Origin of the sequence: Streptomyces sp. NPDC059828, from assembly GCF_042731955.1 — a bacterium.
Taxonomy (GTDB): Bacteria; Actinomycetota; Actinomycetes; order Streptomycetales; family Streptomycetaceae; genus Streptomyces.
Genome location: NZ_JBHWIW010000027.1, coordinates 37,684 through 62,364, shown reverse-complemented (window position 1 = coordinate 62,364; position 24,681 = coordinate 37,684). Strand labels below are relative to the sequence as shown.

Annotated in this window: 21 protein-coding genes and 1 riboswitch; of the genes, 9 read left to right on the top strand and 12 right to left on the bottom strand. The window is 71.1% G+C overall.

Features of this window, described 5'->3' with window-relative positions; translation table 11 throughout:
- Nucleotides 1-171: 171 nt before the first annotated feature.
- Complete coding sequence (locus tag ACFV6V_RS18095) at nucleotides 172-771, bottom strand: GNAT family N-acetyltransferase (RefSeq protein ID WP_385565796.1); 600 nt, start codon at nucleotides 769-771, stop codon at nucleotides 172-174.
- Between the two features lie 52 nt (nucleotides 772-823).
- The gene (locus ACFV6V_RS18090; protein WP_385565793.1) at nucleotides 824-1,315 is read right to left on the bottom strand and encodes a MarR family winged helix-turn-helix transcriptional regulator; all 492 of its coding nucleotides are present in this window, start codon (nucleotides 1,313-1,315) and stop codon (nucleotides 824-826) included.
- Between the two features lie 114 nt (nucleotides 1,316-1,429).
- Between ACFV6V_RS18090 and ACFV6V_RS18085 the strand changes: the two genes are divergently transcribed.
- Nucleotides 1,430-1,798 (top strand): HGxxPAAW family protein, encoded by a 369-nt coding sequence (locus tag ACFV6V_RS18085; protein ID WP_385565790.1) that lies wholly within the window; start codon nucleotides 1,430-1,432, stop codon nucleotides 1,796-1,798.
- Between the two features lie 40 nt (nucleotides 1,799-1,838).
- On the opposite strand, the gene ACFV6V_RS18080 is transcribed toward ACFV6V_RS18085, so the two are convergent.
- The 9 genes from ACFV6V_RS18080 to ACFV6V_RS18040 form a co-directional block, all read right to left on the bottom strand.
- The gene (locus ACFV6V_RS18080) at nucleotides 1,839-2,783 is read right to left on the bottom strand and encodes an L-tyrosine/L-tryptophan isonitrile synthase family protein (RefSeq protein ID WP_385565788.1); all 945 of its coding nucleotides are present in this window, start codon (nucleotides 2,781-2,783) and stop codon (nucleotides 1,839-1,841) included.
- A gap of 17 nt (nucleotides 2,784-2,800) precedes the next feature.
- Entirely contained in the window at nucleotides 2,801-4,066 is a 1,266-nt protein-coding gene (locus ACFV6V_RS18075; protein ID WP_385565785.1) for a cytochrome P450, read from the bottom strand.
- 13 nt (nucleotides 4,067-4,079) lie between these two features.
- Nucleotides 4,080-5,912, bottom strand: coding sequence for an asparagine synthase (glutamine-hydrolyzing) (gene asnB / locus ACFV6V_RS18070; RefSeq protein ID WP_385565782.1), 1,833 nt, complete (start codon nucleotides 5,910-5,912; stop codon nucleotides 4,080-4,082).
- A 56-nt stretch (nucleotides 5,913-5,968) separates the two neighbouring features.
- Nucleotides 5,969-7,408, bottom strand: a complete 1,440-nt coding sequence (locus ACFV6V_RS18065) for an MFS transporter (RefSeq protein WP_385565780.1) — start codon at nucleotides 7,406-7,408, stop codon at nucleotides 5,969-5,971.
- A gap of 113 nt (nucleotides 7,409-7,521) precedes the next feature.
- Nucleotides 7,522-8,352 (bottom strand): ABC transporter ATP-binding protein, encoded by an 831-nt coding sequence (locus ACFV6V_RS18060; protein WP_385565777.1) that lies wholly within the window; start codon nucleotides 8,350-8,352, stop codon nucleotides 7,522-7,524.
- Complete coding sequence (locus ACFV6V_RS18055; RefSeq protein ID WP_385565774.1) at nucleotides 8,349-9,437, bottom strand: FecCD family ABC transporter permease; 1,089 nt, start codon at nucleotides 9,435-9,437, stop codon at nucleotides 8,349-8,351. Before ACFV6V_RS18055 ends, ACFV6V_RS18060 begins: the two co-directional genes overlap by 4 nt.
- Before the next feature lie 2 nt (nucleotides 9,438-9,439).
- Nucleotides 9,440-10,504 carry an ABC transporter substrate-binding protein gene (locus tag ACFV6V_RS18050; protein WP_385565772.1) on the bottom strand — a complete coding sequence of 355 codons (1,065 nt, stop codon included), beginning with the start codon at nucleotides 10,502-10,504 and terminating at the stop codon, nucleotides 9,440-9,442.
- Nucleotides 10,505-10,650: 146 nt separating this feature from the next.
- Nucleotides 10,651-11,274 (bottom strand): sigma-70 family RNA polymerase sigma factor, encoded by a 624-nt coding sequence (locus ACFV6V_RS18045; protein ID WP_385565769.1) that lies wholly within the window; start codon nucleotides 11,272-11,274, stop codon nucleotides 10,651-10,653.
- A 161-nt stretch (nucleotides 11,275-11,435) separates the two neighbouring features.
- Entirely contained in the window at nucleotides 11,436-12,095 is a 660-nt protein-coding gene (locus ACFV6V_RS18040; protein WP_385565767.1) for a hypothetical protein, read from the bottom strand.
- Nucleotides 12,096-12,471: 376 nt separating this feature from the next.
- Nucleotides 12,472-12,619: riboswitch (cobalamin riboswitch) on the top strand.
- Nucleotides 12,620-12,812: 193 nt separating this feature from the next.
- Between ACFV6V_RS18040 and metE the strand changes: the two genes are divergently transcribed.
- The 7 genes from metE (at nucleotide 12,813) to ACFV6V_RS18005 (ending at nucleotide 21,933) form a co-directional block, all read left to right on the top strand.
- On the top strand, nucleotides 12,813-15,125 hold the full coding sequence (metE, locus tag ACFV6V_RS18035) for a 5-methyltetrahydropteroyltriglutamate--homocysteine S-methyltransferase (RefSeq protein ID WP_385565764.1): 2,313 nt from the start codon (nucleotides 12,813-12,815) through the stop codon (nucleotides 15,123-15,125).
- Between the two features lie 193 nt (nucleotides 15,126-15,318).
- Nucleotides 15,319-17,337 carry an ABC transporter ATP-binding protein gene (locus ACFV6V_RS18030; protein WP_385565869.1) on the top strand — a complete coding sequence of 673 codons (2,019 nt, stop codon included), beginning with the start codon at nucleotides 15,319-15,321 and terminating at the stop codon, nucleotides 17,335-17,337.
- Nucleotides 17,338-17,460: 123 nt separating this feature from the next.
- Nucleotides 17,461-19,185, top strand: a complete 1,725-nt coding sequence (metG, locus tag ACFV6V_RS18025; protein ID WP_385565761.1) for a methionine--tRNA ligase — start codon at nucleotides 17,461-17,463, stop codon at nucleotides 19,183-19,185.
- A gap of 2 nt (nucleotides 19,186-19,187) precedes the next feature.
- The gene (locus ACFV6V_RS18020) at nucleotides 19,188-19,757 is read left to right on the top strand and encodes a GNAT family N-acetyltransferase (protein WP_385565866.1); all 570 of its coding nucleotides are present in this window, start codon (nucleotides 19,188-19,190) and stop codon (nucleotides 19,755-19,757) included.
- Nucleotides 19,758-19,873: 116 nt separating this feature from the next.
- Entirely contained in the window at nucleotides 19,874-20,275 is a 402-nt protein-coding gene (locus ACFV6V_RS18015) for a hypothetical protein (protein ID WP_385565759.1), read from the top strand.
- A 422-nt stretch (nucleotides 20,276-20,697) separates the two neighbouring features.
- Nucleotides 20,698-21,081, top strand: coding sequence for a cupin domain-containing protein (locus ACFV6V_RS18010; RefSeq protein ID WP_385565756.1), 384 nt, complete (start codon nucleotides 20,698-20,700; stop codon nucleotides 21,079-21,081).
- Nucleotides 21,082-21,300: 219 nt separating this feature from the next.
- A complete protein-coding gene (locus tag ACFV6V_RS18005; RefSeq protein WP_385565863.1) occupies nucleotides 21,301-21,933 on the top strand; it encodes an NADPH-dependent FMN reductase in 633 nt (210 codons plus the stop codon).
- Nucleotides 21,934-21,950: 17 nt separating this feature from the next.
- On the opposite strand, the gene ACFV6V_RS18000 is transcribed toward ACFV6V_RS18005, so the two are convergent.
- A complete protein-coding gene (locus ACFV6V_RS18000; protein WP_385565753.1) occupies nucleotides 21,951-23,189 on the bottom strand; it encodes an FAD-dependent oxidoreductase in 1,239 nt (412 codons plus the stop codon).
- 187 nt (nucleotides 23,190-23,376) lie between these two features.
- Here ACFV6V_RS18000 and ACFV6V_RS17995 point away from each other — a divergent pair, with 187 nt between their 5' ends.
- The gene (locus ACFV6V_RS17995; RefSeq protein ID WP_385565751.1) at nucleotides 23,377-24,603 is read left to right on the top strand and encodes a cytochrome P450; all 1,227 of its coding nucleotides are present in this window, start codon (nucleotides 23,377-23,379) and stop codon (nucleotides 24,601-24,603) included.
- Nucleotides 24,604-24,681: the final 78 nt, after the last annotated feature.

Sequence of the window (24,681 nt, the reverse complement as noted above, 5' to 3'; positions counted from 1 at the left end):
GACGTGGAGCACGGCCGACAGGATCTCCCTGTCGCGTGATCCCCGTCACATGGAGCGGCGGCCCCCAGGAGTCGTCCAGCCGCGGCCGCACACACGGCCGGGGACGGGACTCCCGCCCGGCTCCGGCGCGCCGACCGCCGGGCCACGGGCGGGCGGTACGCCCGCGGCGGACTACGCGCCGAGGCGGGTGGTCAGGCGCTCCTTGGCCGCGGGCCATTCCGAGGCGAGGAGCGAGAAGTACACCGAGTCACGCCAGGTGCCGTCCGGCCGTCGGCGATGGCGGCGCAGCACTCCTTCGCGCTGCGCCCCGAGACGCGCGATGGCCGCCTGGGAGCGGTGATTGAGGTGATCCGTCTTCAACTGCACGCGCCCCATGCCCAGGTCCTCAAAGGCATGCGTGAGCAGAAGCAGCTTCGACTCGGTGTTGACCGCGGAGCGCCAGAACGCGCGCCCGTACCACGTCCAGCCGATCTCCAGCCGCTCGTTCGCGGCGTCGATGTCCATGTACGTGGTCCAGCCGATGGCATGGCCGCTCGCGCGGTGGATCACGGCGAAGGGGACACACTCCCCCCGTCCGGCCTCCTCCAGCAGCACGGCGAGCTTGTCGCCCAGCTCCTCCTGCGTCCTCGGCGCCGGCCCGCCCTGCCAGCGCCAGACCTCCTCGTCGCATCCCCCTGCGGCGAAGAGCTCGCCGAGATGCTCGACCGACAGCGGTTCCAGGCGTACGTGGGCGCCGGTGAGGGCGATGGGGCGTGGAGTCAGGGCAGACATGACACGCACAGTACCCCCTATCGCACTAGCAGCAAATTACTTTTGCACTAGTTCAATCACGGCCGAGGGAGCCGTTCTCGCGCGACTCCGCGAGATAGGAGCGCGCGAGCGTTCCGGCGCGGTTGAACCAGTCGGCGATGACGGCGACTTCGTCCGGGGTGTACTCCGCGAAGAGCTCCACGAGCCGCATGTAGTACGGCTCATAGATGGCCCGCACACGCTCGGTGGCTTCCGGAACGGCGACCACACGCACCCGGCGGCGGTCGGCGGGGTCCGGGCGCCTCACCACATATCCCCCGCGCTCCAGGCGATTGAGGATGCCGGTCACCGCACCGGACGTGACATGCGCACGCTCGGCCAGGTCACCGGCGGACACCGGGGAGTCCCCGGCCTCGAGGACGTAGGCGAAGCAGATGAGGTCCGTGACGTTCAGGCCCAGACTCCGGGCGTATTCCTGCTGGCCCACCATGCTCGTCGCGATGAGGTGGTCCATCGCACTGATGGCATCCGAAGGGGCGGCGACGGGGCGGGGCTTGCCCTCCATTGAACTTTCCTTAGCGCATAAGATAAATTCCTTACTTACTAAGGCATCATATCCGGCCACAGCCACGTGGCCACAGCACGCGCCGGACAGACCGGGGCAAGAAGGGGAGAAGCCATGGGTGGAGACCACTACGACGAGGGCCACACCATCGCCGGATGGACCGGTACCTTCATCGCCACCGTGGGTGCCACGGCCACGGGCGTGGGCCTCTGCGGCTGGCGCCCGGGCATCTGGCTGGGAGTCGCCGTCATGGCACTGGCCCTGCTCGTCACCTGGGCCCTTCATCTCGCCGGCTGGGGCAAGCGGCCCGGACCGCGCCCCGCCGACCAGTGGGGCATGCGGGTGCGGGACCGCACGGCACGCGCGGGACACATGGACTGCCTCGGCTGCCGGCTCGCCGGTCGGCGGGGGGTCGCAGCGCGCCCGGACACCGTTCCGGAGCTCGCGGAAGCCGCGCGCCGTTCGAAGGTGCTGGCCCCCTGACGGCACGTCGCGGACTGCCACACCGCGCCGGAACCCCCGGTCACGGGGCGCCTTGCGCGAAGTGGCTCGGCCTGCCGTCCCGGTGCACCAGGCGCCCCCGCCGCTCCGCCTCGGCACGGGGCAGGAGGCTCCATGTGCCGTCCCCGCGGCGCAGGGCGGCGGAGTGCCAGGGGGTGGTCCAGGCGTCGGACGCGTCGAGGAGGCGGATACCGAACTTGGGCGCACCGACGGGCTGGGGGTGGATCGACAGCCGCACGGACCGGGGATGGTGCTCGGCGATCAGCTCGCCCCAGGCGCGGCTGCGCTGGATGACACCGTACGCACGGCGGCGGCACTCGCGCTGGAGGGCGGAGCGGGTGCCCGTGAAGTCGGCGGTGTCATCGAGGAGGAAGCGGGTGATGCCCCGGTAGAGGGCCAGGGTGTGGCCACCGGCGCGGACCTCGGCGCGCAGGGCGTCCAGGGCGGGGGCGTACCGGTTGTGGACATGGGCGCGTTTCGCCGGGTGCGGCAGGTCGCCCCAGACGTCCCTGAGGTCGAAGACGGACAGATGGTCCAGGCCCAGTTCGGAGATCAGCCTGCGCAGTTCGTCGGAGTAGGCGTCGATGTGGTCGTCGGGTACGCGGATGAGGTCGCCGAAGACATGGCCGTCGGAGCAGATGACGACACGTGCGCCGGGAGGATGGATCTCGCCGATCCTGGCGCACAGATCGTTGAGGAAGCCGAGGGAGAGCCGTTCCCCCTGATCGGGCAGATGTCCGAGGACCTTGGCGGGGTTCGGGGACTTGCAGGGGAAGCCCGGCAGGGTGAAGACGACCGGTTCACCGCGGCGTACGAAGTCGCCGATGCGGTGCACTTGGTGGGGAAAGGCCTCGGCGGGCGCGGGCGCGGTCCCGGTCGTCGTGCGGTGGTGCGGGAGCAGCAGGTCCAGGACGGACCTGCTGACGGTGTGCGTGAGTCGGGTGTCCGGTGCGGTGGTCAACCGCATGGGGGCCTCCGTGGGGGTCAGATACGCCGCTCGTAGGCGACGGGCAGCCGGCTGGTGCCGCGGCCCAGTACGGCAGGGATCCATGCGAGTTCCTCGTCCGGTACGGCGAGCCGCAGTCCGGGCAGGCGCGCGATGAGGGTGCCGAGCGCGATACGCAGCTCGGCGCGGGCGAGTGCGGCGCCGGGGCAGAAGTGGATGCCGTGCCCGAAGGCGAGGTGCGGGTTGGGGCTGCGGCCGAGGTCGAGTTCGTCGGGCTTCTCGAAACGCCGAGGGTCGCGGTTGGCCGCACACAGAGAGACGATCACGGAGTCCCCGGCGGGGACCCCGGTGCCGTGCAGGTCGCTGTCCTCGGCGAAGAAGCGCCAGGTGGTGAGCTCGAAGGCGCTGTCATAGCGCAGAAGTTCCTCCACGGCCCGTGGAAGCAGCCCGGGGTCGTGCCGCAGCCGGTCGAGCGCGCCGGGGTGGCCGAAGAGGGCGATGAGCGCGGTGGTGATCTGGTTGGTGACCGGTTCCTGGCCCGCGACAAGGAGCTGGAAGATCATGGAGTCCAGCTCTTCCTGGGAGAGCTCGCCTCGGTCGCGAGCGGCCACGAGCCGGCTGAGCAGGTCGTCACCCCGGTGTGCGCGTTTGTGGGTGACGACCTCGGCGATATAGCTCTGAAGACCGTGCAGCCGGGCCTCGTACAGCGGCCGTCCCGGGTCGGTGGGACCGACCGGCTGGACGACCTTGCCCCAGTCGCGGTCGAAGCCGGCCGCCAACTCGTCCGGCAGCCCGATGACTTCGGCGAGCACCTGGAACGGGAAGTGGGCGGCGAAACCGGAGACCAGATCGGCGGGGCCGGTCCGGGGCAGGGCGTCGACGAGGGTGTCGGCCAGTCCCTGGAAGCGCGGGAGCAGCGCGTCGATACGGCGGGGGGTGAACGCGTCGGTCACGAAGCGCCGCATGTGGGTGTGCTTGGGCGGATCCTGGTGGAGCAGATGCACCTGGAGCTGGGAGTGCTGGGGTTCGGGCATGATCGACGCCCGGGCCCGCCACCGGTCGTTTCCCCGGTCGTGGTTCTTGCCGAGGCGGTCGTCGTTCAGGGCCGCGTGGGCGGCCTCGTATCCGGTGACGAGCCAGGCCCGCACGCCGCTGGGGAACAGCACCCGGTGCACGGGTCCGGCCTCGCGCATGCGCTCGTAGAGCGGGTAGGGGTCGGCCTTGTACGGGCAGCCCATGAGCGGCACCGGTTCGGGCAGTGGTGCGGCACCGGACGGCGGGTGCGGCTGTTCCTGGATGGTCATGGTGCTGCGCTCCTCAGAGGACGAGTTCAGGCCGGTGGTGGTCCAGCCACAGGGCGAGGTCGACGACTCGTTCGAGCCGGAGGCGGTGCCCCCACTGGAGCCGCTCGGGCGGGGTGTCGAGACAGGGTTTGATGAGGGTCTCGTCGGCGAGGGCGCGGACCTGTTCGGTGGCGAGCGCGTCCCTGGCCAGGTCCTGGAGGCCCCGCTTGTAGTCGGGGTGGTGGGTGGCCGGGTAGTGGTTCTTGGGCCGGTGCAGTACGGAGTCGGGAGCGAGGCCGGCGCCGGCGGCCCGCAGCAGGCTCTTCTCCCTGCCGTCGAAGCTCTTCAGACTCCAGGGAGTGCTGAAGGCGTACTCCACCAGTCGGTGGTCGCAGTAGGGCACGCGGACCTCGAGGCCCTGGGCCATGCTGAGCCGGTCCTTGCGGTGCAGGAGCTGGCGCAGCCAGCGGGTCAGCGAGAGGTGCTGCATCTCGCGCTGACGGTGCTCGGTGGCTGTCTCGCCGTCGGTGTGCGGCACGGCCGCGAGCGCGTCGCGGTAGGTGTCTTCGCGGAACTCCCCAATGCGGAGGTCAAGTTCGGGGTTCAGCGGCATGGCGGCCTCGTCGCCGGTGACCAACAGCCAGGGGAAGGTGGGTGCGGCGAGCGCCTTGGGGTTGTGGAACCAGGGATAACCACCGAACACCTCGTCCGCCGCCTCACCCGACAGCGCGACGGTCGAGTGCCGCCGTATCTCGCCGAACAGCAGATACAGCGAGGTGTCCATGTCGCCCACGCCGATCGGCGAGTCCCGCGCCACCACGACCGCCCTGCGGTGCTCGAGGTCGAGCAGGGCGAGCGGATCGAGGACCACGGTGCTGTGGTCCGTGCCGATGTATGCCCCGGCCTCGGTGGCGTACGGGGTGTCGTGGCCGGTGCGCAGCACGTCGCCGGTGAACTGCTCGGCCTGGTCGCTGTAGTCGACCGCGTAGGACCGGATGCGCTCGCCCGGGCCCTCGCGCCTGCGCAGTTCACCGGCGAGCAGCGCGGTCAGCACCGTGGAGTCGATGCCACCGGAGAGCAGGCTGCACAGCGGGACATCGGCCTCCAACTGGCTGTGCGCCGCCGCTGCGACCAGATGGCGGACCCTGTCGACAGTGGTGTCCCGGTCGTCCTCGCGGGGGTGGGGCCTGGCCGCGAGCTGCCAGTAGCGGCGCTCACGGACACCGTCGCGGTCCAGGACGAGGGTCCCGCCCGGCTCGACCTCCCTGACCCCCGACCACACCGTGGGGCCGGTGTTGAACAGCAGGCTGTACGCCTCCCGCAGTCCGTCCGCGTCGACGCGGGGCCGGATCCCGGGGTGCGCGAAGAGGGCCTTGGGCTCGGACGCGAAGGCCAGGCCGCCGTCGACGGCGGCCCAGAAGAGGGGCTTGACGCCGAGCCGGTCGCGGACCAGGAGCAGGCGCCGGGCACGTACGTCCCAGACGGCGAAGGCGAACATCCCGTCCAGGTGCTCGGCGACGTCTTCACCCCACTGCTGGTAGGCGCGCAGCACCACCTCGGTGTCGCTGCGGGTGCCAAAGGCATGGCCGAGGTTCCTGAGCCGGGCGCGCAGCTCGTGGTGGTTGTAGACCTCGCCGCTGTAACTGAGCACCACAGCCGGGTCATCGGGCTGGTCGGGCATCGGCTGGACCCCGCCGGGCAGGTCGATGACGGCCAGCCTGCGGTGGCCGATCGCCGCGTGTTCGCCGAGCCAGACGCCGCCCGCGTCGGGGCCGCGCGGGGTGAGGGTGGAGGTCATGGCATCGATGACGGGGGCCTGGGTGCGGGGGTCGTGGCGAAAGGACACCCAGCCGGTGATTCCGCACATGGGCAAGCTCCTCGGTCGGTGCGGGACGGTCAGTGGGGGCGGTCGGCGCGAGCCGGTCAGCGCGGGGCGGGAGTGGGCGCGTCGGCAGCGGTCGCGGGCGCCCCGGTGGTACGGCTCGACGCGGGCAGGGCGAGCAGGGGTATGGAGAACGCGGCGGCGATGGCGGCCAGTACGAGTCCGGCCCGGGCACCCTGAGCGGCCCCGGCGAGGCCCCAGACCGCCGTGGCGAGCACCGGGCCGAGGGTGAATCCGAGGCTGCGGGCGAGCTGGACCGTCGAACCGGTGGTCGCGGCCCGCTCCGGTGGCGCCGCGCTCATGACCAGGGCCTGGGTGGGGCCGCCGTTCAGCCCCATGCCCGCACCGGCGAGCGCGAGGCGCCAGGCCACGTCGCCGGGTGACCAACCGCCGTCCAGCGGGACCAGCAGGAAGAGCCCCGTTGCCGTGACCACGGCTCCGCTGACAGCGACCGGTCTGGCACCATACCGGTCGGCCAGGCGTCCGCCGAGCGGTCCGGCGATGCCCATGCCGAGGGGGAAGGCGAGCACGGTCAGACCGGTGGCCGTCGCGCTGACACCGTCGTCACGCTGGAGGTGGAAGGCGATGACGTAGTGCACCGCGGCGAAGCCGGTCGCGAGTGCCAGTACGGCGCCGTGCGCCGATGCCAGTCCTGGCACCCGCAGCACCCCCGCAACGGGCTTGCCGCCCTGACCGCGCAGCCACAGCCACAGCGGCGGTACGGCGGCCACGGCGAGGGCCAGCCACGCGGTGTGACCCGCCGCCAGGGTCAGCGCGACCAGCAGAACCGTTACTCCTGCGGCGGCGAGCGAGGCGTCCAGCAGTGCCCTCGGACGCGGCAGCCGCAGCCTCGCCCCGTCGCCCGGCATCGCCTTCCACGCCACCACCAGCGCCAGCACGCAGAAGGGGATCTTGACGAGGAACACCGCACGCCAGCCCATCGCGTCCAGCAGCAGTCCGCCGACCGCGGGGCCGGTCACCGCGCCGAGCGGCCCCAGTGTCGCGGGCACACTCATCGCCCGGCCCCGCAGCGCGGGCCGTACCGAACCCATGGCCAGCACGGGCATCAGCACGAAGAGCACCGCGCCGAACACCCCCTGCGCCACCCGGGCGGCGATGAGCAGTCCGGCCCAGGGCGCCGCTGCGGCCAGGGCGCTGCACAGAGCGAACCCGGTGATCGCGACCAGCACGGCGGGCCGCCGGCCCGAGCCGTCCAGCCAACGGCCGACAGGCAGCAGCAGCGCCACGACGGGCAGCTGATAGCCGAGCACGACCCACTGGACCGTGGCGGCGGGCACCCGCAGGTCCCCGGAGATCGCGGCCAGCGCCACGTTGACGATGTTCATGTCGAGCATCGCCACGAACGCCAGCAGTCCCGCCACACCCACCAGGATCCAGCGGTCCTGGCCGTGGTCCTGACCGGTGGGTATGCCGTTGGGTATGCCACCGGGCCCTGCCGGGCCCTGGCCGTGGTGCGTCACCCTTCCGCCCCGCCCTTCGTCGCCGGACGGCTGCCGGACGGCAGCCTCGTCCCACATGTCGGCGGCAGGACGCGTTGAGTTCCCGGCCGATGACAAAACCCCGGCCACGCCGCTCATCCGGTGCGCGGCACTCCCACGGTGTGCGCCTCGACCACGGAAGACGCCACACCGTCAACCGGTGCCCTGTGGTCGAAGGCGATCAGCGGATCCCCCGTGAGCGGGTGCTCCACCACGGCCGCCCGGACCCCGAACACCTCCGCCAACAGCTCGGGCGTGATCACCTCACGCGGCGGCCCGGAAGCGACCACCGCCCCCGTATGCAGCACATGCAGCCGGTCGCACACCGACGCGGCGGCGTTGAGGTCGTGCAGGGACACCAGAGTGGTGCGACGCCGCACCCGGAGCAGGGCGAGCAGCTCCACCTGGTGCCGTACGTCCAGATGGTTGGTCGGCTCGTCCAGCACCATGACATCGGGATTCTGGGCGAACGCCCTGGCCAGCAGCACCCGTTGACGCTCACCACCCGACAGGGCCGTGAAGCGGCGGCCGGCCGCCCCGTGCATTCCGACATCCCGAAGCGCCCGTTCGACGAGGTCCCGGTCGGTGGCATCGTCGCCGGCGAACGCCCGCTTGTACGGCGTCCGCCCCATCGCCACCACCTCCCGCACCGTCAGCTCGAAATCGCTGCCTCGCTCCTGCGGCAGCGCCGCCACATGGCGGGCCGCACGGGCCGGGGACAGCTCCCGGATGTCCGTCCCCGCGAGCAGCACACGGCCCGCTACGGGGCGCAGGTGCCGGTAGACGGTGCGCAGGAGCGTGGACTTGCCGCTGCCGTTCGGGCCGACAAGGCCGGTGATCTCCCCCTCGGCGGCGATCAGCCCGGCCCCTGACACCACCGTGCGCCCCGCGTAGGCCACATGCAGGTCCTCGATATCGATCCTCAACTGCCGCTCCCCAGGCGTCGGTCCAGCAGATACAGCAGGGCCGGGGCTCCGATCAGGGAGGTGACCACGCCCACCGGCAGCTCCTGGGTGTCCATGGCCGTGCGGCACACGATGTCCACGACCACCATGAGCAGCGCCCCGAACAGCGCCGAGACCGGCAGCAGCCGGCGGTGGTCACCGCCGATGACCAGCCGGCAGACATGCGGCACCATGAGCGCGACGAAGGCGATCGCACCGGACACGGCGACCAGTACCCCGGTCAGCACACTGGTGACCGTGAACAGCTCCCGGCGCAGCCGGGTGACGTCCACACCGAGCCCGGCCGCCGTCTCGTCCCCCATCAGCAGCGCGTTCAGACCCCGGGCACGCGCCTGGAGCCACAGCAGCGCGACGGGCACGGCGACCGCCGGTACGGCCAGCATCGGCCAACTCGCCCCGCTCAGGCTGCCCATGAGCCAGAAGAGCACGCTGTGGGTCTGCTGCTCGTCGCCCGCCTGGAGCACCAGATAGCTGGTGAAGCCGGACAGGAACTGCCCGATCGCCACACCTGCGAGCACCAGCCGCAGCGGAGCGAAACCACCGCCGCGTCGTGCCACCGCCCACACCAGGGCGAACGTCCCCAGGGCCCCGGCGAACGCGGCACCGGACAGGCCAAGACCCAGCGCACCGCCCGCACCGGCGCCCAGCACGATCGCGGCGACCGCGCCCAAGGATGCTCCGTTGGAGATCCCCAGTAGATACGGGTCGGCGAGTGGGTTGCGTACCAGGGCCTGCACCGCCGTGCCGACCAGGCCGAGACCCGCGCCGATGAGCGCGGCGAGCAGGGCACGGGGCACCCGCAGCTGCCAGACGATCAGGTCACTCGTGCCGGGTCGCGGGGCCTCGCCGGTGAGGTGCCTGCCCACGGCACCCCACACTTCGGCGGGCGGGATGGATGTCGACCCCCAGGAGACCGCCGCCGTCAGCGCCGCCAGCAGTGCGACACCGATGCCGATCGCGAGCACCCGGGCGGGCACGCCGCGGGACTCCCCCGGAGCCGCGGAAACGGCCGCCTTTCTGCGGGACCTGGACAGCGTGTCCAGCACGGCTACCTGACCTTCCCGGGGTGGATGGTCCTGGCGATCTCCTGCACGACGGCGGCGTTCTCCACCCCCGCGATGGTGGTGCGCTCCGAGCCGATACGCAGGAAGCGGCCCTCCTTCACGGCCTTCAGACCGCCGGTGACGGGGTTGCCCTCCAGCCACTTCCGCGCCTCGTCGAAGGCCTTGGCGTTGGCCGCGTCGCTGCCCCGGTTCCGTACCCCGAGCTGGATCCAGTCCGGGTTCTTGGCCACCACGTCCTCCCAGCTCACCTGCTTGAAGTCGCCGTCGCAGTCGGCGAACACGTTGCGGGCCCCGGCCAGGGTGATCACGGCGTGGGCGACCTGGCGGTTGCACACGGCCATCGGCTGCTTGGTGCCCGCGTCGAAGTCGAAGAAGAAGTACGTCGGCCTGGCCGCCTCCGCCGTACCGCCGACCGCCTTCCGTACGCCGTCCACCTTCTCCCGCATGCCGGCGACGAGTTCCTTCGCCTTCGCGCTCGTACCGGTGACGGCCCCGAGTGCGGTGATGTCCTCCTCGACCGCGGCGAGGTCCTTCAGGGGGCCCTTGCTCTGCGCCGCGCACGCCGTGGACTTCAGGAAGACGTGCTTGATCCCGGCCGCCTTGAACTCCTCCGCGGTCGGCGCGTCGCCCATCCCGCCGCCGCCCATGTTGCCCATGGCGGCGAAGGTGTCGATGTACAGGTCGGCTCCGGAACCGAGGAGCTTCTCCTTCGGGATGACGGTCTCGCCGAGCACCGGAACCTCCTGCGCCATGGCGTCCAGCCCGGCCGGAAGAGTTCCCCTGCCGGGCGGGAATCCGGTGCCGGCCACCTTGTCGCCGGCGCCCAGACGGAGCAGCAGTTCCAGACTGGACGCGTTACTGGTGACGATCTTCTTCGGGGTGGCGTCGAAGGTGGTCTCGGCACCCATGCAGTCGGTGACGGTCACCGGCGCCCCGCCGGCGGAGGCGCCCGAGCCCTTGTCCCCCTTTTCGTCGGTTCCCCCGCCACATCCCGCCGCGAGGAGTCCGAGCAGGGCGACCGCCGTACCGCACCACACACGAGAACGCATTCAACTCTCCAGAACTGTTCGGCACAGGGGCAGCACATCGCCCCCGGTCCACAAGTCGGGTCGAGCACGGTGTGAGTTCCCGTACCGGTGTACGGATTCCGGCACGTGCCCGGGACACGCGCCGGAACCCGGCCCGGGCACGGCCTTCAGGCCACCAGCGCGGACGCGGTCACCGGCTCCTCGGCCTGCTCGATCAGCTCCATCAGCGTCGCCCGGGCACGCGCCACGCGGGACCGCACCGTGCCGATCGGACAGCCGCTCAGCTCCGCGGCCTCCGCATAAGGCAGCCCCAGCATCTGGGTGAGCACGAAAGCCTCCCTGCGTTCGGGCGGCAGTGCCGCCAGCAGTTCGAGCAGCGCCACCCCGTCGTCGAAGCCCGGCAGATCGCGGGGCTGGGCGAGTTCGACCGTGAGCTGCCAGTCCGGTACGTCGTGCAGCCGGGGCCTGGCGGCCGCGTACCGATAGCTGTCGATCACCGCGCGCCGGGCGATGGACAGCAGCCAGGCACGGGCCGACGACCGGCCCTCGAAACGGTGCAGACTGCCGAGCGCGCGCAGGAACGTGTCCTGGACGAGGTCGTCGGCCGACTGCGGATCACCGCACAAGTGGGCGACATAGCGCAGTACGTCGCGGTGCAGGGCACGGACGAACCGCTCCACGGCGTCGGCGTCACCGCCGCGGGCGGCGAGCGCCCAGGAGGTGATCGACTCGTCGGCCGGATTCACCTTGTCCGTCGTGTCCCATGAAGCGGGCAGGGCGGAAGAGATCACCTGGTGTCCTTCTCGGGTCGTCCGGAACCAGGACCGGGGTGCACAGCGGGCGCAGCAGAGCCCTGGTGCCGGCGTGTGGGGGCCGGCCGCTCCCCACGCGCTCGCGGGTCTGCGGCCGGTGCCCGAGGGGCACTTGGACCGCCTCGGGATTCCGGCTGTCGTCAGGCGACAGCGGACCCCACGGGCGGCCCTCGGGAGACGATGACGTGGACCAGGGGAAGCAGCCGCGACACAGGCGACGGGCGGCCGCGGCCACGCGGCCGCGGCCGGTGCTGAGGCGCCGGCAGCGCGAGCAGGAGCCGCAACGGCGCGGTCAGCCACCCGGCGACCGCGCGGAGGATCCGGAAGGCGGCTCGCTCTCCATGGGCGAGCCAGAGTCCGGTGAAGAGCGCCGCCAGCAGGTGCGCGGCGAGCATGCCGAGCGACCACGAGTCGCCGGCCATCACGTCCGGGAAGCCCGAGTGGCCCATGTCGTTGTAGCCGGGCCCCATGCCGGCGGACACCATGTGGTGCCCGGGGTGCTCCGGATGCGCGGAGTGATCGATGTGTTCCGCATGCTCAGGGTTCAGGGACTGCACGAGCGAGAATCCCGAGTGCAGCGCCGCCTGTGCGGCGACCACCACGGCCACCACAACGCCGCGTCCCCGCTCCCGGCCCGCCAGGCACCAGCCCAGCCCACCGGTCGCGCCGAGCCCTCCGACCAGCGTCCACCACGGGACGGACTCCCCGGACATCATGACGTGGCCGAGGGCGGCGAGCACCACGCATACGGCCGCGAACACCGCGGCCCGTAGCGTGCGTGAACACCACCCAGCAGTCATGGCGTCTCATCCTCGCATCCTGGGTCGGCGTCCCGGCAGACCGCCTTGCCGCACGCACGTGTCGGCTCCCCACCACCGTGACCGGCCCACACGTCCAACGGTGAGGGAATGCGGCGGAAGTGATGGAGAATCAGCGGTGGGACACCCCTGCCGCACCCTACGATGCGTCTGCCCCGGGCCATGCGCCGGGGCACACAACCGCATTGCATGCGCACCAGGGGGAAGCCGGTGCGAATCCGGCCCTGCCGTGCTCCGCCCCGCCGCCCGGATTCCCGTCGCGCATCCGAATTCCGGACAGAGCGCTCCGCAGCCGCCTGCCGCCCCGTAGGGTGGCCCCTGCAGCTGGTTCGCCCCGCCCTCCAGGCGGGAGGCGTCGTAAGAGGGAACCCGGTGGGAATCCGGGACTGCCCCGCAGCGGTGAGCGGGAACGACCGCCGTCATACGCACTGGACCCGCCAGGGTCTGGGAAGCGACGGCCAGTAGGTGTCCTCCCCATGAGGACGTGCCCGCGAGTCCGAAGACCTGCCCGCTGCCCGCGCGCGAACAGCCCGCACGCGGACATCCGGTGACCTCGTGGGTGGGTCGGCGCATATATCGGACGGCCGGACACCCGCGCGGCACCGCGCGCGGACCCGCACCCGTCCGGTTCTCCGCCCTTCGCACCTGCCCGCGTTCCGTCCCGGGACCTCAGGGAACCATCTCGCGAAGGAGATTTCCGTGACCACCGAATCCGCGGCAGCACGGGCCACCGTGCACGGATACCCGCGCCAGGGACAGCAGCGCGAACTCAAGAAGGCGATCGAGGGCTACTGGAGGGGCCGTGTCACCGCGGACTCCCTCAAGGCCACGGCAGGGGATCTGCGCCGGACGCACTGGCGCCAGCTCGCCGATGCCGGTGTCCATGAGGTCCCGACCGGGGACTTCTCGTACTACGACCACGTGCTCGACACCACCGTCATGGTCGGCGCGATCCCCGAACGCCACCGCGCGGCCGTCGCCGCCGACGCCCTGGACCGCTACTTCGCCATGGCCCGCGGCACCCAGGAGGTGGCGCCGCTGGAGATGACCAAGTGGTTCGACACCAACTACCACTACCTGGTGCCGGAGCTCGGACCCGACACCGTGTTCGCCGCCGACTCGACCAAGCAGGTCGCGGAGCTGAAGGAGGCGCTGGCGCTCGGGCTTTCCGCCCGTCCGGTGCTCGTCGGCCCCGTCACCTACCTGCTGCTCGCCAAGCCCGCACCCGGCGTCGCCGCGGGATTCGACCCGCTCACGCTGCTCGACCGGCTGCTGCCCGTGTACGCCGAGGTGCTCGCCGACCTGCGGGCGGCGGGTGCCGAGTGGGTGCAACTCGACGAGCCCGCCCTCGTCCAGGACCGGACGCCCGCCGAGCTGGGCGCCGCCGAGCGCGCCTGCCGCGCGCTCGGTGTGCTCACCGACCGGCCGAAGCTGCTCGTCGCCGGCTACTTCGACCGACTCGGCGACGCCCTGCCGGTGCTGGCCAAGGCCCCGGTCGAGGGCCTCGCCATCGACTTCACGGAGGCCGCCGCCGCCAACCTCGACGCCCTCGCGGCCGTCGGCGGGCTGCCGGGCAAGCGGCTGGTCGCCGGGGTCGTCAACGGCCGCAACATCTGGGTCAACGACCTGGAGAAGTCCCTGGCCACCCTCGGCACCCTGCTGGGGCTGGCGGACCGGGTCGACGTGGCCGCGTCGTGCTCCCTGCTGCATGTGCCGCTCGACGCGGCCTCCGAACACGACATCGAACCCCAGATCCTGCGCTGGCTGTCCTTCGCCAGGCAGAAGACCGCCGAAGTCGTCACACTCGCCCGGGGCCTGACCCACGGCACCGAGGCGATCGCCCCCAGCCTCGCCGCCAACCGGGCCGACCTGGCTTCCCGAGCCGCCTCCCCGCTCACTCACGACGCCGCCGTCCGGGCTCGTACCAGCACCGTCACGGACTCCGACGCCCGCCGCTCCCAGCCGTACGCCGAGCGGACCACCGCGCAACGTACCCGCCTCGCACTGCCGTTGCTCCCCACCACCACCGTCGGTTCGTTCCCCCAGACGACCGAACTGCGCACCGCGCGCGCCGATCTGAAGGCAGCCAGGATCGGCACGGCCGGATACGAGGAGCGCGTCAGGAACGAGATCCGGGAGGTGGTCGCCTTCCAGGAGAAGACCGGTCTTGACGTGCTGGTGCACGGCGAGGCCGAACGCAACGACATGGTCCAGTACTTCGCCGAGCAGCTCACCGGATATCTCGCCACCCAGCACGGCTGGGTCCAGTCCTACGGCACCCGGTACGTGCGCCCGCCGATCCTCGCCGGTGACATCTCACGCCCCGAACCGATGACGGTGCGCTGGACCGCGTACGCCCAGTCCCTGACCTCACGCCCCGTCAAGGGCATGCTCACCGGCCCGGTGACCATGCTCGCCTGGTCCTTCGTACGCGACGACCAGCCCCTCCCCGACACCGCCCGCCAGGTCGCCCTCGCCCTGCGCGACGAGGTCGCCGACCTGGAAGCCGCCGGAACCCCCGTGATCCAGGTGGACGAACCCGCCCTGCGGGAGACCCTGCCGCTGCGCGCGGCCGATCGCGCCGCGTACCTGGAGTGGGCCACGGAGGCCTTCCGGCTCACCACGTGCGGGGTGCGCCCCGACACGCAGATCCACACCCACATGTGCTACGCCGAGTTCGGGGACATCGTCGAGGCCATCGACGACCTCGACGCCGATGTGATCAGCCTCGAGGCGGCCCGCTCCCATATGCAGGTCGCCCGGGAGCTGGCCGCTCACGGCTACCCGCGCGACGCCGGCCCCGGTGTGTACGACATCCACTCGCCGCGTGTGCCGAGCGCGGCGGAGACCGCGGAGCTGCTGCGCACCGGGCTCGGAGCCATCCCGGCCGAGCGGCTGTGGGTCAACCCCGACTGCGGGCTGAAGACCCGCGGCTGGCCCGAGACCCGCTCCGCGCTGGAGAACATGGTCGCCGCCGCCCGCGCGGTTCGCCGGGAGGTGTCCGCGCCCTGACGGACTGACCGACGGACCGTCCCGGGCCGGGAGGGCTGGAACAGGCCCTCCCGGGACGGGAAACCCGGAAATTCCTCCCTGCACAGGCCGCCGAAGTGGGACATTCGACCCGGCACTGCCCACCTCGGCGCGTCGTCGTACGTGCCGCCGATGAAGGCGAGGCGATGTGAGGGGACTCTTCGGCCGCGTACGCATGACCGAGGCGAAGATCTCGGACGCCGAGCAGGAGTTGTTCGGCGGGCCACTGCGGTACGACACGGGGTGGGCCGAACACGAGCATTCCTGGCTGGACTTGACGATGGTCACGGCGCTCAAGGCCATGCCTCGTCTGGTGCTGGGCACCTTACGCAGGGCCTGGGGCGCTGACCGGGGCTCGTTACTGGGGGTGGGGGTGAGCGAGGTCGGGCAGGGCATCGTGGCGGCGGGGAACCTGCTCGCGGTGAACGTGGTCATGCATGCCCTGCTGGGGTCCGGGGAGCCCGTGGTGCGGCTGCGTGCCGCGCTGCCCGCACTGGTGGTGATCGCAGCTCTGGCGGTGCTCAACGCGGGTCTCGCGGGCTGGTCCACCTCGCGGGCCGGGCGACTTGAGCCGCTGGTGGAGCGGCTGGCGACCACCGAGTATCTCTCGGCGGCCACCGCGGTGGAGCTGGAGGCGATCGACGATCCGGCGTTCCGCCGCCTCATCGACGTCGCGCAGTACGGCGCGGCATCGGCCCGGCGCATGATCGGGGTCTGTGTCGCCGCGCTCAACGGGATCATCGCCCTGATCGCCACCGCCGGAGTCCTCACCGTGCTGCATCCGGCCCTGCTGCCGATGCTGCTGCTGATCGCCGCGCCACGGGGCTGGGGGGCGATGCGGGTGGCACAGGAGCGATACGTGTCCGTGATGACCTGGGTCGAGCACGTACGGGCCAGCCGGCTCATCGGCAATCTGCTCACCGAACGCACCGCCGCCCAGGAGGTCCGCATCCATGCCGTGGGCCCCTTCCTGCTCGACCGGTACCGGAACATGGCCGAGAACGCCGAGAACGAGCAGAAGCGCCTCGCCAACGACAAGGCGCTCACCGAGCTGGTGGCCGCCGCGCTGTCGGGTCTGGCCATGGCCTTCACATACGGCGTGATGGCCTGGCTGATCCTCGCCGGTCATATGGAACTCGCCGTCGCCGGCACGGCGGTGATCGCGGTCAGGTCGGGCTCGGCGAGCCTCGGGGCGCTGGTGATGAACGTCAACCAGATGCACGAGGAGTCGCTGTACGTCCAGGACCACGACCGGTTCCTCAGCGAGGCGGCCCGGCACACCATCCCCCGGGACGGGGCCGACGTGCCGGTCAGGGTCGGCGAGGTGACGCTGGACAAGGTCAGCTACCACTATCCCGACCGGCTCGAACCCGCGCTGGACGAGGTGTCGCTGACCGTACCGATGGGCTCCGTGATCGCGGTGGTCGGCGAGAACGGCTCCGGAAAGAGCACCCTGATGAAGGTGCTCGCCGGGCTGCTGCTGCCCCAGGCAGGCAGTGTCCGCTGGGGTGGCGAGGAGCTGAACGGACTGGACCGGTCCCAGGTGTTCGAGCGGGTCGCCCTGCTCACCCAGGACTTCCAGCGCTGGCCGATGACCGCCGCGATGAACATCCGGATCGGGCGGCCTCACCGGGCCGCTTCCCACGAGGAGCTCGAGCCCTCCGCCGACCACGCCGGGGCCGGCCCGGTCATCGCCAAGCTGCCGCAGGGACTCGCGACCCTGCTGGCCCGGATGTTCCGGGGGGCGTCCGAGATCTCGGGCGGCGAGTGGCAGAAGATCGGGCTGGCCCGTACCCACTGGCGGGCGTCCACCAGCCCGGCCGACAGCATCCTGATCGTGGACGAGCCCACCTCGGCACTGGACCCCGAGGCGGAGATCGAGGCTTTCGACCGCATCCGCCGGCTCGCCGGGCGGCACCGCGCCGTCGTCCTCGTCACTCATCGCATGTCCGGTGTGCGCTACGCGGACAGCATCCACGTCCTCAGTCAGGGGCGCCTGGTCGAGTCCGGCAGCCACGAGGAGCTGATCGCGGCGGACGGTCGCTACGCGGCGATGTTCCACACCCAGGCCGCCCAGTACGCGCCGGTCCCGGCGGCAGGCCCCGCCCCGGTGCCGAATCCGGCCTCAGTCCCCGCCCCGGTCCCGGCTCCGCCGCCGAAGCCGGCCTCCGCCCCTGCCGCCGAACCCTCGTGAGGCCGGGAAACCCGCAGGAAGGACGCACCCCCGGTTCGATACGATGACGGCGGCCCACCCACCCCATCCCGTCACCCAGCGTGACAGGAATGCACACAACATCACGAAATGGAGCATCCGAGGATGGCTCGACACCTGATCACCAGCGCGCTTCCCTATATCAACGGGATCAAGCACCTGGGCAACATGGTCGGGTCGATGCTTCCGGCGGATGTCTACTCCCGCTACCTCCGCCAGCGTGGTCACGACGTCCTCTACATCTGCGCCACCGACGAGCACGGCACCCCGGCCGAGCTCGCCGCCAAGGCGGCAGGGCTCTCCGTCGACGAGTTCTGCGCCCAGGCGCATGACGCGCAGAAGGCCGTGTACGACGGGTTCGAGCTGGCCTTCGACTACTTCGGGCGCAGTTCGTCGCAGCAGAACAGGGAGATCACCCAGCACTTCGCGCGCAAGCTCCACGAGAACGGGTTCATCGAGGAACGTGCGATCCGCCAGGTCTACTCCCCCGTCGACGGGCGCTTCCTGCCCGACCGTTATGTCGAGGGGACCTGCCCGCACTGCGGCTACGACAAGGCGCGCGGCGACCAGTGCGAGAACTGCACCAGGGTCCTGGACCCGACGGACCTGATCGACCCGCGCTCCGCGATCAGCGGCTCCACGGAGCTGGAGGTGCGTGAGACCAAGCATCTCTTCCTGCTCCAGTCCAAGCTCCAGCACGAGGTCGAGGAGTGGGTGGCCCGCCACGAGGCGCAGTGGCCGCAGCTTTCCTCGTCCATCGCCCGCAAGTGGCTGACCGAGGGCCTGCACGACCGCGCGATCACCCGTGACCTGGACTGGGGTGTCCCGGTACCGGCCGACACCTGGCCCGAACTGGCCGCCGAGGGCAAGGTCTTCTACGTCTGGTTCGACGCGCCGATCGAGTACATCGGCGCGACGAGGGAGTGGGCCGACTCCGCGCAGGACGGCGATGTCCGCGACTGGAAGTCATGGTGGTACGAGGCCGACGACACCGTCCGCTACACCCAGTTCATGGCGAAGGACAACGTCCCCTTCCACACGGTGATGTTCCCGGCCACCGAGCTCGGTGTACGCGAGCCGTGGAAGAAGGTCGACGTCGTCAAGGGCTTCAACTGGCTGACGTACTACGGCGGCAAGTTCTCCACTTCCCAGCGGCGCGGTGTCTTCACGGACGCGGCCCTCGAGATCCTCCCCGCCGACTACTGGCGCTACTTCCTGATCGCCAACGCCCCCGAGTCCGACGACTCCTCCTTCACCTGGGAGCACTTCACCGCCACGGTGAACAAGGATCTCGCCGACACCCTCGGCAACTTCGTCAACCGCGTGCTGTCCTTCTCGCGCAAGCGGTTCGGCGAGGAGGTGCCTGCCGGGCACGACGCAGGTGAGGCAGAGGCCAGGCTCGGTGAGGAGATCGCCCGGCTGCTCGCCGAGTACGAGGAGCAGTTGGAGGCCCTCCAGTTCCGCAAGGCCGCCACGGCGCTGCGTGCCCTGTGGTCCGCGGGCAACTCCTACCTGGAGGAGAAGGCCCCCTGGCTGGAGATCAAGACCGACCCGGACGGCGCCGCGCTGACCCTGCGTACGGCGATGAACCTGATCCACCTGTACGCGGTGGTCTCCGAGCCCTTCATCCCTGCCACGGCCGCAGCCATGCGCGGAGCCTTCGCGCTGGAGACCGACACCGCAGCCTGGGTGAGCCCCGAGCAGGCCAGGGCCCTGGCCGGTGTCCCGGCCGGCACGGCGTTCACCGTCCCGCCGGTGCTGTTCGCGAAGATCACTGAGGAGGACCTGGAGTCCTACCGCACGCGCTTCGGCGGCGCCGAGGAGGCGTGACGGTGCACTCCGTGTCCCTGGGCGACGACGGCGCCGAGCTGCGTCCGCTCGAACCGTGGCAGGCCGGGGAGTTCCTGGCCCATGTCGACCGGGGACGGGAGTTCATCGGGCAGCACAACGGCCTTCCGGATGTCGTGAAGGACCTGGAGTCGAGCCGGGCCTTCCTCCAGTCGTATGCGGAGAAGGCCGCGGCCGACACCGGGCGGATCCACGGCATCTGGGCCGACGGCACACTCGTCGGCGCGATCCTGCTGCGCAGCATGGACGTCGAGCAGCGCACCGCCGAGGCAGGCTGCTGGCTGGAGCCGTCGGCGGTGGGCAGGGGCCTGGTGACCCGGGCCGCGCGGATGGTCATCGACTGGGCCGTGGAGACACGGGGGATCCACCGGGTGGAGTGGTGGGTCTCGACGGAGAACGCGCCCAGCATCGCGGTGGCCCGCAGGCTCGGGATGACCAAGGACGGCGTCCTGCGGGAGAGTTACCTGTACCGGGGCCGGCGGCACGACGAGGAGATCTGGTCGGTGCTGGCGCCCGAGTGGCGAGCGGTGAGGTCCGGTCCGGGCGGACTGTGAGGGTCGGCCCGCGGCGTGGGATACCCGAGGTCACCCGGGGCTCTTAGAGCTCCTAACAAAATGATCTTCGATGGGTCGGTTCCAGGTGCTGGGGTGCTGTCGGGCAGCATGGGGCGATGAACTCGGATGAGCCGGTGCCTCGGGAGTTGAAGGTCCTCGATACGGCCTCGCTGGTCAGGCTGGAGGAGCGGGCATGTGAGCTCAGCCTCAACCAGCGGTTGGACCCGGCATGGGTGGAGGCGAATGCGGCGCCCGATGGGACCCACTATCTGTGGCCAGCCCTGTGGAACAGCCTGCCGCATCGACCCGGCATCCCGCGTCAGATTCGGTGCGAACTGCTCGTCACTCTTCATGCGGGAGACCGCGTGATGAGCCTGCTGGACGTCCTGCCTGGTGACTTCGCCCCTCTGCCGAGAGTGACCTCACGGGATGAGGGCATGGAGGTCAGCCGACTCCTCGACGGCTCCCCGAGCGTCAAGGAATGGCTACTGGGCAGGGGCGTCCCGGACCAGCCGTGAGAGACGGCGCCAGCAGATGAGTGCGCATCCCAGGCTCTGGAACGCTTCGTGGTTGTCATCACGTATCTCCCAGCGGATGCGCAGACGGCGAAACCGGTGCAGGTGCGCGACCGCAGTGAGTGATCCGATGGTGATGACCGTGGACGCAGTCAGCGGTCACCTGGAACACGGGCCGCCGGTCGGCTGAGGGGCCCCGCCCGGTGGGACACCCCGTTTCCGCATCATGAGGTACGTCCCTCGGCGCCGGCCGCCCGGTCCGGCGCCCCGTGGCGTCCTGATCGCCGCCACGGGTCCATGCGCTCTTCCGGGGGGCCGCGGCCGGGCTCGCCGTCGGGCTGTTCGGTGGTGTCTGGGTCTGGCGGGCTTGTCCTGCGGCACGATGACGCACGGCAGGCAGGACCGTCCAGGGCAAGGGAGTCACGGTGACGCGCTTTCTCACGTCGGCAGTCGACGAGGTACCGGAAGTCACCGCTCCGGACGGTGCGACGGTGCGACCGCTCTGCGTGCTCCCGGGGGCCGCGAGCTTCGCGCAGTTCGCGCTGGCGCCGGAGCAGGTGTCGCGGGCGGTGTCACACGCCAGCGTCGAGGAGATCTGGTACGTCGTCTCCGGAAGCGGCGAGATGTGGCGCCGGCAGGACGGCCATGAAGAGGTCACCGCGCTGGTCCCGGGTGTCTGTCTGACCGTTCCGCTGGGCACGGCGTTCCAGTTCAGAGGCGGCCAGGAAGGGCTGCGCGTGGTGGCGGCGACCGTGCCACCCTGGCCGGACGACCCAGGCGAGGCCAGGCCCGCGCAGGGGACTTGGTGAAGGAGCCGGCTTCGGCACCGGGGGCGGGGGCGGGCATGGTAGGCCCAGTTCCCCGGGACCGGCCACCTGGCGCCCCAAGGTGATTGGAACGGGGAGACGAGGGAGCCTGGAGTCAGAGAACCAGAAAGGCGTGATCCGACCATGACCGATAACGCCCCCACTCCCCCCACGCCGGACGGCCAGGATTTCCCGTCCACACCACCCGTCGGCCGCGCGGGACTGCGCGTGTTCGTACTGTCCGGATCTTCCCGTACCGGCTCCGTCAACGAGCTGCTGGCCGGGCTGGTCGCCCGGATCATCGGGCAGACCGGCGCCACGGTCGACCTCGCCGGTCTGCGCGAGTTCGGCGTCCCCACATACGACGGTGACGACGAGGAGGCCTCGGGTCCGCCCCCGGGGTCCATGGCGCTGCGCGACCGTATCGAGGCGGCCCACGCCCTCGTCATCTCCTCGCCCGAATACAACGCCTCGGTGCCGGGCACGGTGAAGAACGCCGTGGACTGGGTGTCCCGCTTCCGGCCGCAGCCGTTCAAGGACAAGCAGACGCTGCTGCTCTCGGCATCCCCCTCGATGGTGGGCGGCAATCGGGGGCTGTGGGCCCTGCGGGTGCCGCTCGAGCACCTCGGGGCTCGTGTCTACCCCGGCATGTTCAGTCTCGCCGCCGCCCACCAGGCCTTCACCAGTGACGGCGAGCTGACCGACGGCGGGCTCCAGGAGCGACTGGGGGCCACGGTGGACTCCTTCCTGGATCTGGTCGAGGCCGATGTCCAGTACCCGTGCGTCCAGCACCGCTGGTACGAGTTCCTCGGCGACCGCAGCAGCGCACCCGTCACCGAGCGCGCCGAGGCCTGAGAGCAGCAGCACGCGGCTCAGGCGCGGCGCACCGACGCTGCGGGCGGGCGCTCCCGCAGCGCCCCGTAGGCGAGGAAGTAGGCCGGGACCCTGTTCAGCCAGCGGGAGGTGGTGATCAGCTCCGTCGCGTGCTTGGCCACCGTGGCACCGCCGAAGGGCGGGCGTCCCGCCAGCACCGGTTCGATCACCCGGCCGTGGGCGAGCCGCTGGAGGTCCTGGGTCAGGGCCGTGGTCGGCCAGCGGCGGCGCTGGACTGCCCGCACGTCCCGGAGGCCGACCGCGCCTGCGCGCAGTGGGTCCACGAGATGGCGTGCGGCGGCCACGGCGTCCTCGACGGCAAGGTTGATACCGATGCCGAAGACCGGTGACATCGCGTGCGCCGCGTCACCGATGCAGAGCAGGCCAGGGCGGTGCCAGCGCCGCAGTCGGTCGAGTCGTACGTCGAGCAGCTTCACCTCGTCCCAGGACTTCAGCGTGTCCACGCGGTCGGTGAGCCACGGCACGGCCGCGGTGAACTCGGCCATGAAGCGATCGAGACCCGCGGCGCGACGCGGGGCGTCGGTGCCCTTGGGGATCAGCCCGGCGCACTGCCAGTAGTCACCGCGGTCGATCAGGGCGCACAGGAACCGGTCTCCGACACCGCCCACCAGTCCGTGCGGGTCGTCTTCGCGCCGGGGAAGCCGGAACCACCAGGCGTCCATCGGGCAGGCGAAGCTCCGCAGCCCCAGTTCGGGGAGTGACCGGGCCAGCGAGCCCCGGCCGTCGCAGGCGACGGTGAGCGTGGCGCGCAGTTCTCCGGTGCGGCCGTCCGCGGTGCGGTAGCGCACCCCGGTGATCCGGCCGTTCTCCTGGAGAAACGCGGTGGCCGCGGTGTTCATCCGCAGGGAGAAGGAGGCTTCGCGCCCGGCCTCGTCTGCCAGCAGGTCGAGCAGGTCCCACTGCGGGACCATCGCGATGTAGTTGTACGCGCCCGGTAGCGCGCCGATGTCGCCCACGGTGACCAGCGCACCCTCGGGTCCGAGCGGGAGCTGGACCGTGGACACCCGGCGCTGCGGCAGCCGGGCGAACCGCTCGGCGAGTCCGAGGTCCTCCAGCAGAGCCAGTGTGGACGGGTGCACGGTGTCGCCGCGGAAGTCGCGCAGGAAGTCGCCGTGCTTCTCCAGCACCGTGACCTGCACTCCCGCCCTGGCCAGCAGAAGGGCGAGGACCATCCCGGCGGGTCCGCCGCCCACGACACAGCATGTGGTCCGCTCCATGGCCACCGTCCCGATTCCTGATTCCTGTCGGCTTCTTCTCGGCCGACGCGGTCTTCGTGCGGTCTCTCCGGCGTGCGGCCGGGTATCAGCCCGCACTGGCACATATACCCCCGGAGCCACTTGCCCCTCATGGAACATTCCGGACATTCGGAATATTCTGAAAGTCCATACCCATCAGGAGGCATCGATGAGCCAGCAGCCCGTCCTTCTGCCCTACGCCGATCCCGCCTTCGTCGCCGACCCCTTCCCCCTCTACCGCGAGCTGCGAGAGGACGGCCCGGTGCGCCGCGCCGTCATCGCAGGTGGCGTGGAGGCCTGGCTGGTCACGCGGTACGAGGACGGACTCGCCGCCCTGTCGGATCCGAGGCTGAGCAGTGACGTGCGCGATGCATCCGACCCCCGCCTGATGGAGCAACTGCCTTCCACCGAGCGGGAGTCCATGCTGAGCAATATGCTCCGCAGCGACCCGCCCGATCACACCCGGCTGCGCAGGCTGGTGTCGAAGGCGTTCACCGCGCGCCGGGTGGCCGAGCTACGACCCCGGGTCCAGGAGCTCACCGACCGGCTGATCGACGGCTTCGCCCCGGCCGGCCGTGCCGACCTGGTCGCGGATTTCGCCCTGCCCCTCCCGGTCACGGTGATCAGTGAACTGCTCGGGGTGCCCGTGTCCGACCGGCATGACTTCCAGCGCTGGACCGACGACATGATCCTGCGCAGGGCCGAGATGCCCGATCCGGCCGTGGTGGACGGGGCATGGCAGCAGATGCACGCGTATCTCGCCAAACTCATGGAATCCAAGCGGGCCCGACCCGGAGACGACCTGCTCAGTGCGCTGATCACCGCCCGGGACGAGGAGCAGCGGCTGAACGAGGACGAGCTGATCGCCATGTCGTTCCTGCTGCTGGCCGCCGGGTACATCACCACCGTCAATCTGATCGGCAGTGGGGTCGCCGCGCTCCTCGCCCACCCCGACCAGCTCGCACTGCTGCGGGAGGACCCCGAGCTGCTGCCGGGCGCGATCGAGGAATTCCTGCGCTACGACGGTCCGGTGAACCCCGGCATCGCACGGTTCGCACGCGAGGACGTGGTCATCGGAGGTGTGGGCGTCCCGCGCGGCGCGACCGTGGTGATCGCGTCGGCCATCGCCGACCGTGACCCCGGGCGGTTCCCCGAACCGGACCGCCTGGACATCACCCGGCGCGACAACACCCATCTCGCCTTCGGGCACGGCATCCACTACTGCCTGGGTGCGCCGCTCGCCCGCCTCGAGGGCCAGATCGCCATCGGCACGGTGCTGCGCCGGCTCCCCGGCCTCGCCCTGGCGGTTCCGCCCGGCGAGCTGCGCTGGCGGCCCGGTGGGCTGCGCGGGCCCCAGACCCTGCCGGTCACCTTCCACCCCGATGGACTCAAGTGAAGGCGCATCACACCGCGTAACAGTGGGCAGCAGCAGGGAAGTTCGTGGTGGCGGCTCGGGCAGTCCACTCGCGTGGCG

What these genes read in the sequence shown, in the direction of transcription:
- ACFV6V_RS18030 (WP_385565869.1), top strand. Translation starts at nt 15,319, where the DNA reads ATGACCGAGGCGAAGATCTCGGACGCCGAGCAGGAGTTGTTCGGCGGG.
- ACFV6V_RS18080 (WP_385565788.1), bottom strand. Translation starts at nt 2,783, where the DNA reads ATGCGGTTGACCACCGCACCGGACACCCGACTCACGCACACCGTCAGC.
- ACFV6V_RS18095 (WP_385565796.1), bottom strand. Translation starts at nt 771, where the DNA reads ATGTCTGCCCTGACTCCACGCCCCATCGCCCTCACCGGCGCCCACGTA.
- ACFV6V_RS18015 (WP_385565759.1), top strand. Translation starts at nt 19,874, where the DNA reads ATGAACTCGGATGAGCCGGTGCCTCGGGAGTTGAAGGTCCTCGATACG.
- ACFV6V_RS17995 (WP_385565751.1), top strand. Translation starts at nt 23,377, where the DNA reads ATGAGCCAGCAGCCCGTCCTTCTGCCCTACGCCGATCCCGCCTTCGTC.
- asnB (WP_385565782.1), bottom strand. Translation starts at nt 5,912, where the DNA reads ATGTGCGGAATCACCGGCTGGGTGTCCTTTCGCCACGACCCCCGCACC.
- ACFV6V_RS18050 (WP_385565772.1), bottom strand. Translation starts at nt 10,504, where the DNA reads ATGCGTTCTCGTGTGTGGTGCGGTACGGCGGTCGCCCTGCTCGGACTC.
- ACFV6V_RS18085 (WP_385565790.1), top strand. Translation starts at nt 1,430, where the DNA reads ATGGGTGGAGACCACTACGACGAGGGCCACACCATCGCCGGATGGACC.
- metG (WP_385565761.1), top strand. Translation starts at nt 17,461, where the DNA reads ATGGCTCGACACCTGATCACCAGCGCGCTTCCCTATATCAACGGGATC.
- ACFV6V_RS18075 (WP_385565785.1), bottom strand. Translation starts at nt 4,066, where the DNA reads ATGACCATCCAGGAACAGCCGCACCCGCCGTCCGGTGCCGCACCACTG.
- ACFV6V_RS18090 (WP_385565793.1), bottom strand. Translation starts at nt 1,315, where the DNA reads ATGGAGGGCAAGCCCCGCCCCGTCGCCGCCCCTTCGGATGCCATCAGT.
- ACFV6V_RS18000 (WP_385565753.1), bottom strand. Translation starts at nt 23,189, where the DNA reads ATGGAGCGGACCACATGCTGTGTCGTGGGCGGCGGACCCGCCGGGATG.
- ACFV6V_RS18040 (WP_385565767.1), bottom strand. Translation starts at nt 12,095, where the DNA reads ATGACTGCTGGGTGGTGTTCACGCACGCTACGGGCCGCGGTGTTCGCG.